The following is a 13813-nucleotide window of genomic DNA, read 5'->3' as shown; positions in this document are numbered from 1 at the left end:
TTGTTTGTTCTATTTTAAATTATTTCAAAATAACTCGGCTGCCAACCGCCTAGCCTCGGCATCGGTAGCCACGTAATCCTCATACGAGGGATTGGCGATAAATGAGGCCTTCCTCATAGTCCGCTCGATCACGTCACTCATTTGCAAGAAACCGATGCGGTCTTGCAAGAAAGCGGCCACCACCACCTCGTTGGCAGCGTTCAATACGCAGGGCGTATTTCCTCCTTGGCGAGCAGCCTCGAAAGCGAAAGCCAAGTTTCGGAAACGCTCCATATCCGGTTCCTCGAATGTCAAGGTAGAATATTGGTTGAAATCCAGCCGAGGCGCCATACTTCTCATACGTGTAGGGAACGAGAAAGCATAAGCAATCGGCAATTTCATATCGGGGATTCCCAATTGAGCAATCACGGCTCCATCCTCAAATTGTACCATGGAGTGGATCACCGACTGCGGATGTACCACCACCTGTACCTGGTCTGGCGTGACATCAAACAACCATTTCGCCTCAATCATCTCAAACCCCTTGTTCATCATCGAGGCCGAGTCTATCGTAATCTTCGCTCCCATCGTCCAGTTCGGATGCTTCAAGGCCTGCGCTTTCGTCACGGTAGCCAGTTCCTCCAGTGTCTTCTGTCGGAACGGACCGCCGGAAGCCGTCAGCAAGATCTTCTCGATCGGATTATCGTACGCACCTGTTAAACATTGAAAAATGGCCGAATGTTCCGAGTCCACCGGCAAGATAGGCACCTTATGCTCGGCAGCCAGCCTCATGATTAATTCGCCGGCCACGACCAAGGTCTCCTTATTCGCCAAGGCAATCGCCTTTCCCGCCTTGATAGCCGAGATCGTCGGCTTTAAACCGGAATAACCCACCATCGCCGTCAGCACCATATCAATCGGCTCCGACTGTACCATCTGGGCGATAGCATCAGCACCCGCCCAGACCTTGATCGGCAGGTCCTCCAAAGCCTCTTTCAGCTCAGGATATTTCCGCTCGTTGGCGATCACCACCACTTCCGGCATATATTTCCGGGCCTGGTTAATCAATAAGTCCACTTGGTTATTTGCTGTCAAGGCATATACCTCGAAAAGATCGGAATGCTCGCTAACTACCTCCAAGGCTTGGGTCCCGATGGAACCGGTCGAACCTAATATCGCTAACTGTCTCTTTTTCATGGTTTATCAAAAAGCTATATATTCTTCCGGGTTCACAGGGTTACCTTTATACCACAACTCGAAATGCAGGTGCGGCCCGGTAGACAATTCTCCCGTATTCCCAACCAAAGCGATCGCCTCACCGGCCACCACATGGTCTCCCACCTCTTTCAGCAACAATTCGTTGTGCTTATAAACCGAGATGAATCCGTTCTTATGTTGTACTTGAATTACGTTCCCGTGGTTCGGGTCGAAGCCGGTATAAATCACCGTACCATCCAGCGTAGCCAACACGCTCTCCTTCGGGGTAGCCGCCAGGTCCACGCCATAATGATGGATATCCGTCTCATAGTGAGAGGACACCACGCCATTCACGGGTTTATAGAAAAAGACTCCCTCGGTCGGGGCCTTTCCCGGATCGGCTAATACCGATAAATTGTATTTCTCCTCTTCCTCGTAATCTTTCACGAACTGTGTCTCTTCCTTACTGCGGGGAATCTCATAGTTAATATCATTGCTGGCTAAAGAATCTATCTGACGGATCGAGTCTAAAGACATTGTACCAGAAAGTATCCCGGTCATGTTATCCAAGTAAAGAGACTGTATCTCAATCATTCGTTCCAGCGAGTCTGCCCGCAAAGCATTCTGCATGATTTCCTTACGAACCTCCACATCGAGATAGCCCGGCAAATAGTTACGGATCGGAGTCTTGATAATGATAAAAGCAGTAACGGCGATCAAGAAAAAGGCAAACACCGCCAAAGTGACAAAAGCCGATAACTGCGAAAGCCGGAAAGACCACACCTCCTCCAACGTCCCTTCATTGATAAAGGAAAGCTTATATTTAAACCGGATCCGGTGCCAAAACGATTTCGTACTCCTCATATTCAGTCTACAGTCAACTCAATTAACCCCTCCGGCAAAGATACCGTAAGATTACGGGCCTCATGGTCGGCTTCCGTGATCAACTCCTCCACGGCAGGGATCAACAGCTCCCCACCCTCGTGATCAACACGCAAAAGAACGTTGATCGTAGTCTCGTCCACGTCCGTTATCTTCCCTAAATACCCCTTATGCACGTCTGTCACGGTATAACCAACAAAGCTGTCCCACGTCATATCCCCCACGAGATCCTCCTCATCCACAGCATCCAAGGGATAAAACACGTCCTTGTTGACAAATATGCGGGCATCCTCCTCGGAATTCACGTCTTCCAGCTTCACCAAGACCACCGTATCAGTCTTATAACGAAAATCCTCCACGAAGAACGGCACCAAGATACCATCCATCTCACAAACGATGTATGGGTCTTCGGCATCATCCAGCACATCGCTGTTCGTCACCAACGACAACTCCCCCTTGATACCATGGGGCTTGGCAAACCGCCCGATCTTGAAAACCTCTTCTTCTCTAATCATCGCCTAAAATTTTAAATCCTCGTGATACGTGCTCCTAGCTGGTTCAATCGCTTATCGATCCCTTGATATCCCCGGTCGATCTGGTCTATGTTATGGATCGTGCTAGTACCCTCGGCGCTCATAGCGGCGATCAGCAAAGCGATCCCCGCGCGGATATCCGGAGATACCATCGTTGAACCCCGCAGCTTAAAACGGTTACCCAGCCCGATCACCGTAGCCCGATGTGGGTCGCAAAGGATAATTTGAGCCCCCATGTCAATCAGCTTGTCCACGAAAAACAAGCGACTCTCGAACATCTTCTGATGGATCAATACACTTCCCACAGATTGTGTAGCCACGACAAGGAAGACGCTCAACAAGTCTGGCGTAAGCCCCGGCCAAGGAGCGTCAGCTATGGTCATGATAGAACCATCGATAAATGTATCAATCTCATAAGAATCGTGTCGGGGGATATAAATGTCATCACCCCGCTGCTCCACGGTAATCCCCAAACGCCGGAAGGATTCCGGGATGATCCCCAGTTTATCGTATCCAGTATTCTTGATGGTGATCTCCGATCCGGTCATAGCAGCCATACCGATAAAGCTACCCACTTCGATCATGTCGGGGAGTATGGTATGCTCCGTGCCAGAAAGCGACCGCACACCCTCTATCGTTAACAGGTTGGAGCCAACACCGGAGATTCTCGCTCCCATGCGGTTCAACATTGCGGAAAGTTGTTGCAGATATGGTTCACAGGCGGCGTTATAGATTGTCGTCACCCCCTCGGCCAGTACCGCGGCCATCAAAATATTGGCCGTTCCGGTCACAGAAGCCTCATCAAGCAACATATAGGTACCTTTCAACTGACGAGCCTCGATCTCATACACCTGCCGCTCGGCATTATAGCTAAAGCAAGCGCCCAGCTTCTGAATTCCCACGAAATGCGTGTCCAACCGGCGGCGTCCGATCTTGTCGCCCCCCGGCTTCGGGATCAACGCCATACCGAAACGGGCTACCAGCGGTCCCACGATCATCACGGATCCCCGCAAGCTACCGCTCCTGCGCAAAAACTCCTCGGTATGCAAATACTCCATATCCACCTCGTCTGCCTGAAACGTATAAGTATCGGCGAACGGATGCTCCACCTTGACCCTCATATCCCTGAGGAGCTGGATCAAGTTATTCACATCTAAGATATCAGGAACATTGCGGATGGTTACCTTCTCCGGGGTAAGCAGTGTGGCACAGATTACCTCCAGCGCCTCATTCTTGGCACCTTGTGGAACGATCTCGCCGGACAAACGATAACCACCTTCTATAACGAACGAACTCATCTGCCTTTACGCGTAAAATTTCTCTTGTTTCCGCCACTGTTATTACGAGCCAAGATATCGCGGCTCTCGGCCAGTTTATGCTCTTCCTCGCTCAATACGATCTTACCGCCAGACAGTTCATCCAGATCCTTGAAGATCTTACGATCATCCACGCTTTCCTTATTCCAAGTAAGAAACGATTTCTTCATCTGGTTGGCCAACAAGCGCACGAGCTGATCTTTCTCCACGCCGGGCTGCAGCTCCGTAGCCTTACGGATCATCAACTCCAAGGTCTTTCCGTAATGGCGGTAGCGTATACGATTATTATTGTACGGGATACGGGGCGGGCGGCTATACAGATTCTCCTTCTTGATAATCTCGTACGGATAGTCTATATCAAGCTTGAAATCGGCCATGATCGCCAGATGATCCCAGAGGATATGCTTAAAGTCGTTCACGTCTCGCAGGTGCGGGAACATGTTTCCCATGATGTTGATGATCGTGTTGGCACAACGCTTGCGCTCCTCCCGGTCTTGGATGGTGACGCAATAGTCTACCATATTTTGGATATTACGTCCGTATTCGGGCAAAGTCAATCTTTTTCCTTCTGTATTGTATTTCATTCTTTACATTTTGTTTATCGCGAAGATAGGTATATTAATCGAGAATTGAAAATCGAGAATTGAAAGTTACCTCTCGTTAGGCTTAATTATCAATTCATAATCTATCACGTCCAGCCATCGCCCGAATTTTAGCCCCACTTTCTCGAAGCGGGATACTTTTTTGAATCCTAGCTTCTCATGCAGCGAGAAGCTAGCCTCATTCCCCTCGGTGATACAGGCGATCAAAGCGTGGTAGCCGCCTGCCCGACACTCCTCGATCAGCCTTTCCATAAGTTGCCGGCCGATTCCCTTGCCCTTGTGCCCCGGGGATAAATAAACGGTGGTCTCAAGTGTATATTTATAGGCCGCCCTTTCTTTCCATGCGTGGGCATAGCAATATCCCACGACCTCATCACGATCCACGTACACCAGATAAGGATAGCTTGCCGAGATCCCGGCTATGCGCGCCTCCATCTCTTCCACCCGCAAAGGTTCCGTCTCGAACGTAGCCATGCTATTCACGACATATTCATTGTATATATCCACGATCGCCTTGGCGTCTCGCAAACTCACATTCCGAATCATATTCATCTCGCTTTATCCTATGTTGCGAAGTTAATGTTTTTCCAGAAAAACACGTACATCCGATTCATAAGTCCCGACAAAAAAGAATCCGGTCCGGGCAGAGAGAGAGTCTTACCCGGACCGGATCTATCATCGAATCAAATAACTATTCTTTCGGCTTTCTACTCGGACAACGCATTGATCACCTCTTGATTTACCTTACGAACCTCGGCCTCGTTGATCTTGAGAACCTTACGGTCGTATGTCATAAGGCCATTCACCTCGCCCTCCACATCTGTGGTCTGCGTATAAACGGCGGCAGAGAAACCCTTAGATACCAGCTTCTTCAACTCACGGGCATATTTCACGTACTCGGCAGTCACCTCATCGCTATTCTTGAACTGCACATAGCCCCAGTTACGTTTGTTCCACCACAAATGGTTCTCTACAGCCAAGCCGATACCGCCATACTCACCCAGCACATTCACACGTACCGGATCGAACAGATACATCGCCGGACCCGGATAATTATGCAAATCCAAAATGTCACCGCATGCCCGGAAATTACCACCGCTGGCCGGGTTCACCAAGCGAGAAGGATCATAAGCCTTGGTCCACTCAGCAGCCTTCTCGGTATCGAACTGTCCCCAAGCCTCGTTGAACGGAACCCATACCACTACACAAGGATTCGAGACGCACAAGTCCATGATCTCCTTCCATTCCTTGTAATAATTATTGATAGACTCCTCGGTACGCTCCTTGTCGGTACCGCCATTATATGTATGAGGAGCCCACTGGTTACCCATATCGCCACTAGGCATATCCTGCCAAACCAGCATACCTTCCTTATCACAATGATAGTACCAACGAGCCGGCTCTACCTTCACATGCTTACGGATCATATTGAAGCCCCATGCTTTCGTCTTCACGATATCATACAACAACGCCTCGTCCGTGGGAGCCGTGTAAAGTCCATCGGGCCACCACCCTTGATCCAGCGGGCCATATTGGAAGAGGTTCTTGTTGTTTAAACGCATACGCATGATACCATTGGCATCACGCTCGGCCGATATCTTGCGGAAAGCAGTGTACGATTTCACCTCATCTACCTTCTTGCCATTTTTCGACAAGCTCACTTTCATATCATACAAATAAGGATTGGAAGGTTCCCACAGCGTAGGGTTTTGTACGGAAAGACGCAACTCTTTCCCTTGCACGCCCTTGGCGGTAGCTACCACCTGCCCCTTATCTAGCAAACTTACCTCCACAATATCCGATGCCGGAGAAGTAGAGCAAGCCCCAACCGTCACACTCATCACGCCATTATCAATATTCGGGATCGCCTTGATAGAAGTGATATGCGAGGAAGCGACCGGTTCCAGCCATACGGTTTGCCAGATTCCGGTGACTGGCGTATACCAGATTCCTTCCGGGTTAGCCACTTGCTTACCACGAGGTTGATAACCTTTATCGCTCGGGTCCCATACACGAACCACCAGTTTATGCGTGCTTTTACCACTCAGATATGGAGTGATATTCAAGGAGAAAGGGGTAAAGCCACCCGTGTGGGAACCGATCAGGATATCGTTCACGAACACGTCCGCTTTCCAATCCACGGCGCCGAAATTCAGCAAGATGTCTTTCCCTTTCCAAGAGGAAGGTACCGTAAAGGTTCGCTTATACCACAACTCATTCTTCTCTCCCACCTCTTTTTGTACACCGGACAAGGAAGATTCCACGGCAAACGGGACTAAGATCTTCCCATCGAAATTTGCCGGCTCTACCTGTCCTTTCGGAAGGATGGCGTATTCCCACTCGCCATTCAGGTTCTGCCAGTCCGCACGTTCCATCCCGGGACGCGGATATTCTGGCAATACATTCCGGGGATCTACTTTCTCTGCCCAATCCGTCTTGATCTTGTCTCCGGCAGGCTTCCATTGCGCGCTAACGCTACAAACCGTAGCAAAAGCACAAACGGCTAACAATAATTTTCTCATGATATTATTACTTTTTGAATTGATAATACACTTTCGGTTGACAAAGATAATAGAAAATATCCAAAATCCACATCACCTCGGATACCTATTATAAAGAACCGTACCCAAATCGATCCAACTTTAAAAATGCCCGGAATATCTCTTATGACAGAATCCCACAAGGTAAGGTTATTGTATTTTTTTAATGTTCCTATTTTACATCAATATCATTCCCGGAAAAACACGTACGTGAATTTCCAAAAACATGTACGACTTTTCGGAAAAACATGTACGTGTTTCAACACAAACATTACGATATTTTTACGACCCTGATTTTCAAACCCTTGAAAACACAACCTGATTTTCCGTTTATTGTAAAATTCTTCTTATCCAGGGATACCCGGAAAAGACTTCGACTCGTAATTTGATTATACAATTTAATAACGTACATTCGCGTACAAATAAATTAAATCTGTAGTCCGATGAGAACGCATTTACGCGCAAGCATGCTGGCGCTTCTTTTGATAGGTATTTTAGCCACGGGTTGTAATACCGGAACGAAGAAAGCTTCCGAGAACAGTATCACGTTTGATTCTATCAGCGTGGAAAAGACTTATCATTTGCTAGATAACCCGGATAATCCCAATTGTAACCTAGAGATCAAGTTCGTTTATCCCCGGAAATATGCGGATAAAGAGATCCTTAAGAACTTGCAGAGGCAATTCGTCTCCTCCTATTTCGGCGAGAATTATGAGCAGCTATCTCCAGAGGAGGCGGTACGGAAATATACCGATGATTACCTGACGGCTTACAAAGACCTGGAAGAAGACTACAAAGCCGAGGTAGCGAAATCCGACGAGATCCCGGTAGGCTCTTGGTTCTCTTATTACGAGATGTCATCAGACGATATAGCCTTCAATCAAGACGATATCATCAGCTATACGGTAAGTTTCGAAAACTATACGGGTGGAGCGCATGGCGCACATTCCTACAACAATCACGTAGTGAACCTAAAGACCGGCAAACCGGTCACCGAGGAAGAGATATTCGTGGATGATTATCAAGACAGCCTGGCTCAAATATTGGTAGACCAAATCGCCAAGCAAAACAACGTATCCGATGCCAAGGAACTGGAAAATATAGGTTTCTTTAGTGTGGACGAGATCTTCCCGAACGGGAACTTCCTCGTAGACAAGACGGGTATCACCTATTCTTTCAACGAATACGAGATCGCAGCCTATGTGGTAGGAGTGACAAACGTCCATCTCCCCTACGGAGAAATCCGCCATTTGCTACGGGACGACAGTCCGATAAGCCAGTTAATAGTTGACTTTTGACGCACAAAAACAAACGAATAAATGAACTATCTTAATAACACCGAGAATAAAGATAAAGAACGACCCGCAATTGTCAATTGCCAATTGTCGGCCATCTTCTCCTACTTCCCCGATCTCACCGATCGGCAAAAAGAACAATACACCGCCTTGTATGATTTATACACGGACTGGAACGCCAAGATCAACGTGATCTCGCGAAAAGACATCGAGAACCTATACCCGCATCACGTACTCCACTCGCTGGGAATTACCCATATGCTACGTTTCAAGGCGGGGTCCTCGGTGATGGATCTGGGTACGGGAGGCGGTTTTCCCGGTATCCCCTTAGCGATCTTATTCCCGGAGAGCCATTTTCACTTGGTAGACAGTATCGGGAAAAAAATCAAGGTAGGACAAGCCGTGGCTGAGGCAATCGGGCTGGAAAACGTATCTTTCCGTCATTGCCGGGGCGAGGAAGAAAAGCAGCTTTTCGATTTCGTCGTGAGCCGTGCCGTGATGCCTTTGGCAGATCTGGTAAAGATCGTTCGCAAGAACATAAAGAAAAAACAGATCAACGCGTTGCCCAACGGGCTGATTTGCCTGAAAGGTGGCGAGCTGGCGCACGAGATACTGCCCTTCCGGAACCAGGCGATCAGCATGGATCTGAAAGACCATTTTAAAGAAGAGTTTTTTGAAACCAAAAAAGTAGTGTACGTACCATTATGATTACGATAAAATCTTTCGAGGTAAACTATTTCTCCGAGAATACTTACTTGCTATACGACGATACCAAGGAGGCGGTCCTTATCGATTGTGGTTGCCTGCGCAAAGAGGAACAAAAAGAGGTAAGCGACTTTATCGCCCAGAACGGGCTGACGCTGAAACGTTACCTTTGCACACACCTCCATCTGGACCATATCTTCGGTAACGCATTCATATATGACACCTACGGATTAAGTCCGGAAGCCCATAAGGCAGACGTAGAAGGTCTCCCTTCTCCCGAAGAGCAAGCCAAAGCATTCGGCCTGCCGATGAAGGTGAGGAACATCCCGGTAGGGAAATATCTGGTAAACGAAGAGATCATAAAGTTCGGGAAATCAGAGCTGTCGGTATTGACCGTCCCCGGCCATTCCCCCGGAGGCTTGGCTTTCTACAACAAGAAGAACGGCTTCGTGATCGTAGGAGACTCCCTGTTCGCAGGAAGCATCGGCCGTACCGATCTATGGGGAGGTAACCAAGATATATTGCTTGCAGCTATCAAAGACAAATTGCTGTCGCTACCGGACGAGACCGTTGTCTACCCCGGGCATGGTCCCGAGACACGGATCATTGACGAGAAATTAAATAATCCTTATTTATAAAATACTAGAATTATGGACACAAATAAGTTTGTAAACCGCCACGTGGGCATCTCAGCGGAGGATATTCCCGCTATGTTGGAGACGATTGGCGTGAAGTCTTTGGACGAGTTGATCGATCAGACCATCCCTGCCAACATCCGCTTGAAAGAGCCGTTGAACCTTCCGGAGGCCATGACGGAGCGCGAGTTCGCCGAACACATCGCCGAACTGGCTTCCAAGAATGAGGTATTTACCTCTTATATCGGTATGGGTTGGTACGATACGGTTTGCCCGGCTCCGATCCAACGTAACGTATTCGAGAACCCGGTTTGGTACACCTCCTATACTCCCTATCAGGCAGAAGTATCCCAAGGACGCTTGGAAGCGTTGCTGAACTTCCAGACCGTCATCTGTGAGTTGACGGGATTACCATTGGCGAACTGTTCGCTACTTGACGAGGCGACAGCGGCAGCCGAGGCGGTTACCATGTTCCATGGTTCACGTAGCCGTGCGCAGGTAAAAGCAGAAGCGAACACGGTATTTGTCGATGAGAATACATTTGCCTCCACACTGGCCGTAATCCATACCCGTATGATCCCTCAAGGTATCAAGGTGGTAGTGGGCGATTATAAGAAATTCGAGTTCACGCCGGACGTGTTCGCCGCTATCGTACAGTTCCCGAACGCCGATGGGTCGATCGAGGATTACAAGGAGTTCGTAGCCCGCGCCAACACCGCCGGCGCTAAAGTGGGTGTAGCCGCCGACTTGATGAGTCTGGTATTACTGACTCCTCCGGGAGAATGGGGAGCAGACGTCGTATTCGGTAGTAGCCAGCGATTCGGAATCCCGATGTTCTACGGAGGTCCTTCCGCCGCTTTCTTCGCCACAAAAGACGATTATAAACGTACAATCCCAGGACGTATCATCGGTATCTCCAAAGACGCTTACGGCCATCCGGCTTATCGCCTAGCCTTGCAAACCCGCGAGCAACATATCAAACGCGAGAAGGCTACGTCTAATATCTGTACGGCACAGGCATTGTTGGCTACCATGGCCGGCTTCTATGCCGTATACCACGGAGCGGAAGGGCTGCGCAATATCGCCGGACGGATTCATTCCGCGGCCGGATTCTTGGCCAGGGAGCTGGAGAAACTGGGATATACGCAATTGAACAAGGATTATTTCGATACCTTAAAAATACAGCTTCCCGCACACGTGTCTGTCAACGCACTACGTGAAATCGCCTTGGAATGCAAGGTGAATTTACGTTACTTCGAGGGTGGGCAAATAGGTATCAGCCTAGACGAGACAACACAGCCCACGGACATAGGCGTATTATTATACATCTTCGCCGGCGCCGCCGGAAAAGATTATATGTTGAGCGAGTCTATCCCGGCACAAACTTATTTCGACACTAAATTCGCGCGTACCTCCGATTTCTTGCGGCAAGAAGTGTTTAAGAAATATCATACGGAAACCGAGTTGATGCGTTACATCACCCGTCTAGGACGCAAGGATGTCTCTTTGGCTCAATCCATGATTTCCTTGGGTTCTTGTACAATGAAACTGAACCCGGCCTCTTCCATGCTCCCGCTCAGCCGTGCGGAGTTCATGAATATCCACCCATACGCCCCACAAGAGCAAGTGGAAGGTTACATAGAGCTGATCGAGAACCTATCTTCTTATTTATGTACGATTACGGGTCTCAAGGGTTGCACGTTACAGCCTAACTCCGGTGCCGCCGGTGAATACACGGGTCTTCGTGTGATCCGCGCTTATCTGGAAAGTATCGGCCAAGGCCATCGCAATATCGTCTTGCTCCCGGCTTCGGCTCACGGAACGAACCCGGCCAGCGCTATCCAGTGCGGCTACAAGACCGTAACCGTGAAATGCGACGAGAACGGTAATATCGACTTGGATGATTTCCGTGCGAAAGCCGAGGAGAACAAGGAACATCTAGCCGCCAGCATGATTACCTACCCGTCTACGCATGGTATCTTCGAGGTAGACATTAAGGAGATGTGCGAGATCGTTCACGCTTGTGGAGGACAACTTTATATGGACGGCGCCAATATGAACGCACAGGTAGGATTGACAAATCCGGGTACGATCGGCGCCGATGTATGTCACCTGAACCTGCATAAAACCTTCGCCTCTCCTCATGGTGGCGGTGGTCCTGGCGTAGGCCCGATCTGCGTTGCCGAGCATCTGGTTCCGTTCTTGCCGCAACATCCGGTGCTTTGGGGTAGCGATTTGAATACGGTATCCGCCGCTCCGTATGGTAGCGCCGGTATCTTACCGATCACTTATGCTTACATTCGCCTGCTGGGTACGGAAGGCCTTGAGACGGTGACGAAGATCGCAATATTGAACGCTAATTACTTGGCTGCTAAGTTTAAGGATACTTACGGCATTGTTTATACCGGAGCGACAGGTCGTGTAGGCCATGAGTTGATCTTGGAGTGCCGCACGGTAAAAGAACGCTCCGGTATCGATGAGAGCGACATCGCCAAGCGTTTGATGGACTTCGGCTACCATGCTCCAACTTTATCTTTCCCTGTACACGGAACCTTGATGGTAGAGCCGACCGAGAGCGAGAGCAAGGCCGAGCTGGATCGTTTTGTGGAGGTAATGGAATGTATCTGGAGCGAGATCAAGGAAGTGGAAGAAGGTAAAGCTTCCAAGGAGGATAACGTTTTGAAGAACGCTCCGCACCCGGAATACGAGCTAACCGCCAATGAGTGGAAACACGAGTATCCTCGCAGTAAGGCAGCGTTCCCGCTGGAATGGTTGCACGACAGTAAGTTCTGGATTAATGTAGCCCGTGTGGATAACGCTTACGGCGATCGTAACTTGATCCCGACCTTATGCGCCTGCGGACAAACGTTAACAACGTAATATCTAGCTAGTTTCAAAGGCTATCTAAAAATACGGATTTCTAGATAGCCTTTTATTTATTAAATCATCAAATACACAAATACAATGAAGAAGCTCTTTACCGCTTTGGCGGCTATTGCTCTAACAGCTTGCGTCAAGGCTCCTGAGAAAACAGTCAAGGTTTACGCATGGCAAGGCGAAGGTGAGAATACCACCGAGCAGACTTTACAGGCAGACTTTAGTAAATGGCATGCCCATGGTGTAGACGGAATGTGTTACAACGCCGGCCATGATACGGAGAAGATCCAACGTGCCGCCAAAGTTGCCCATGCCAACGGCATGGAATATCACGCATGGATTCCCGCCATGTTGCAACATGGACTGGATTCCACCCTCTACGCCGTGAACCGGAAAGGTGAATCGGCCTATTCCGTACAAGCGTATGTACCTTATTACAAATGTTTATGCCCGAACCAGGAAGGCACGGCAGAGTTCTTACTGAATCTCTATGGCAAGGTAGCCGATATCCCGGAGGTGGATTATATCCATCTGGATTATATCCGCTACGTAGATGTCATCTTGGCCCGCGGACTTTGGGAAAAATACGGTTTGGTTATGGACGAGGAGTATCCTACGGCTGATTACTGTTATTGCGACAAATGTGTAGCCGATTTCAAGGCCGCTACCGGTATCGATATCAAATCCGTAGAAGATCCCTCCAAATGTGAGGAATGGGCGCAGTTTCGTTGCGACCTGATCACGAAATTGGTTAACCGTATCGCCGACGAGGTTCACGGCAAAGGTAAGAAAGTGAGCGCCGCCGTATTCCCAGGACCGGAATCTCACGCTAAATGGATGGTTCGCCAAGAATGGAATAAATGGAACGTCGACGCATTCTTCCCGATGAACTATAACGATTTCTATCTGGAAGACGCTTCTTGGCTGGCTCCGATCGTAAAAGAGGAAGTAGCCTCCGTACAAGGTAAGAAGCCTGTTTATAGCGGCCTGTTTATCTGCAAGGATTGGCAAAACAAGGCGAATATCAAAGATCCGGAAGGCCACGGCCTGATCCCGTCCGAGATCGAGGAGGCCGTAAGAGGCTCCATGGAAAACGGGGCGGCTGGCGTAGCCTTGTTTACACCGGGTAATATGACGGATGAGCATTGGAAAGCTTTCGACAAGGCTATCCATCAATCTTATATCGTAAAGCCGTAATCTGTAATTATCAATCACGATAAACCAAAGACGAGGAGGCGCAGCTCTTCATTTT

The 13813-nt window shown here is 49.0% G+C and carries 12 protein-coding genes; 5 read left to right on the top strand and 7 right to left on the bottom strand.

The window, feature by feature from the left end:
* Positions 1-24 precede the first annotated feature (24 nt).
* From Q0110_RS10375 to Q0110_RS10345, 7 genes are all read right to left on the bottom strand, one after another.
* Complete coding sequence (locus Q0110_RS10375; protein ID WP_297906076.1) at positions 25-1176, bottom strand: 1-deoxy-D-xylulose-5-phosphate reductoisomerase; 1152 nt, start codon at positions 1174-1176, stop codon at positions 25-27.
* Between the two features lie 6 nt (positions 1177-1182).
* Positions 1183-2046 (bottom strand): M23 family metallopeptidase, encoded by an 864-nt coding sequence (locus tag Q0110_RS10370; RefSeq protein ID WP_297906087.1) that lies wholly within the window; start codon positions 2044-2046, stop codon positions 1183-1185.
* A complete protein-coding gene (gene rimM, locus Q0110_RS10365) occupies positions 2043-2573 on the bottom strand; it encodes a ribosome maturation factor RimM (protein WP_297906075.1) in 531 nt (176 codons plus the stop codon). The genes Q0110_RS10370 and rimM overlap by 4 nt, the downstream gene beginning before the upstream one ends.
* Before the next feature lie 11 nt (positions 2574-2584).
* On the bottom strand, positions 2585-3889 hold the full coding sequence (murA, locus tag Q0110_RS10360) for a UDP-N-acetylglucosamine 1-carboxyvinyltransferase (protein ID WP_297906074.1): 1305 nt from the start codon (positions 3887-3889) through the stop codon (positions 2585-2587).
* Positions 3886-4491 (bottom strand): DUF4290 domain-containing protein, encoded by a 606-nt coding sequence (locus Q0110_RS10355; protein ID WP_297906073.1) that lies wholly within the window; start codon positions 4489-4491, stop codon positions 3886-3888. The genes murA and Q0110_RS10355 overlap by 4 nt, the downstream gene beginning before the upstream one ends.
* 66 nt (positions 4492-4557) lie before the next feature.
* The gene (locus Q0110_RS10350) at positions 4558-5055 is read right to left on the bottom strand and encodes a GNAT family N-acetyltransferase (protein WP_297906072.1); all 498 of its coding nucleotides are present in this window, start codon (positions 5053-5055) and stop codon (positions 4558-4560) included.
* 161 nt (positions 5056-5216) lie between these two features.
* Positions 5217-7031: a sugar-binding domain-containing protein gene (locus tag Q0110_RS10345; RefSeq protein WP_297906071.1), complete on the bottom strand. Its 1815-nt coding sequence runs from the start codon at positions 7029-7031 to the stop codon at positions 5217-5219.
* A 461-nt stretch (positions 7032-7492) separates the two neighbouring features.
* Between Q0110_RS10345 and Q0110_RS10340 the strand changes: the two genes are divergently transcribed.
* From Q0110_RS10340 to Q0110_RS10320, 5 genes are all read left to right on the top strand, one after another.
* On the top strand, positions 7493-8347 hold the full coding sequence (locus Q0110_RS10340) for a DUF3298 and DUF4163 domain-containing protein (protein WP_297906070.1): 855 nt from the start codon (positions 7493-7495) through the stop codon (positions 8345-8347).
* 21 nt (positions 8348-8368) lie between these two features.
* A complete protein-coding gene (gene rsmG / locus Q0110_RS10335; protein WP_297906069.1) occupies positions 8369-9052 on the top strand; it encodes a 16S rRNA (guanine(527)-N(7))-methyltransferase RsmG in 684 nt (227 codons plus the stop codon).
* The gene (locus tag Q0110_RS10330) at positions 9049-9687 is read left to right on the top strand and encodes an MBL fold metallo-hydrolase (protein ID WP_297906068.1); all 639 of its coding nucleotides are present in this window, start codon (positions 9049-9051) and stop codon (positions 9685-9687) included. The genes rsmG and Q0110_RS10330 overlap by 4 nt, the downstream gene beginning before the upstream one ends.
* Before the next feature lie 12 nt (positions 9688-9699).
* Positions 9700-12564 (top strand): aminomethyl-transferring glycine dehydrogenase, encoded by a 2865-nt coding sequence (gcvP, locus tag Q0110_RS10325; protein ID WP_297906067.1) that lies wholly within the window; start codon positions 9700-9702, stop codon positions 12562-12564.
* A gap of 84 nt (positions 12565-12648) precedes the next feature.
* Complete coding sequence (locus Q0110_RS10320; RefSeq protein WP_297906066.1) at positions 12649-13758, top strand: hypothetical protein; 1110 nt, start codon at positions 12649-12651, stop codon at positions 13756-13758.
* The last annotated feature ends 55 nt before the right edge of the window (positions 13759-13813 follow it).

This window comes from uncultured Parabacteroides sp. (assembly GCF_947855115.1).
Lineage (GTDB): Bacteria > Bacteroidota > Bacteroidia > Bacteroidales > Tannerellaceae > Parabacteroides.
Note: the sequence above shows the minus strand (reverse complement) of the source record. Positions and strands in the feature narration are given on the sequence as shown.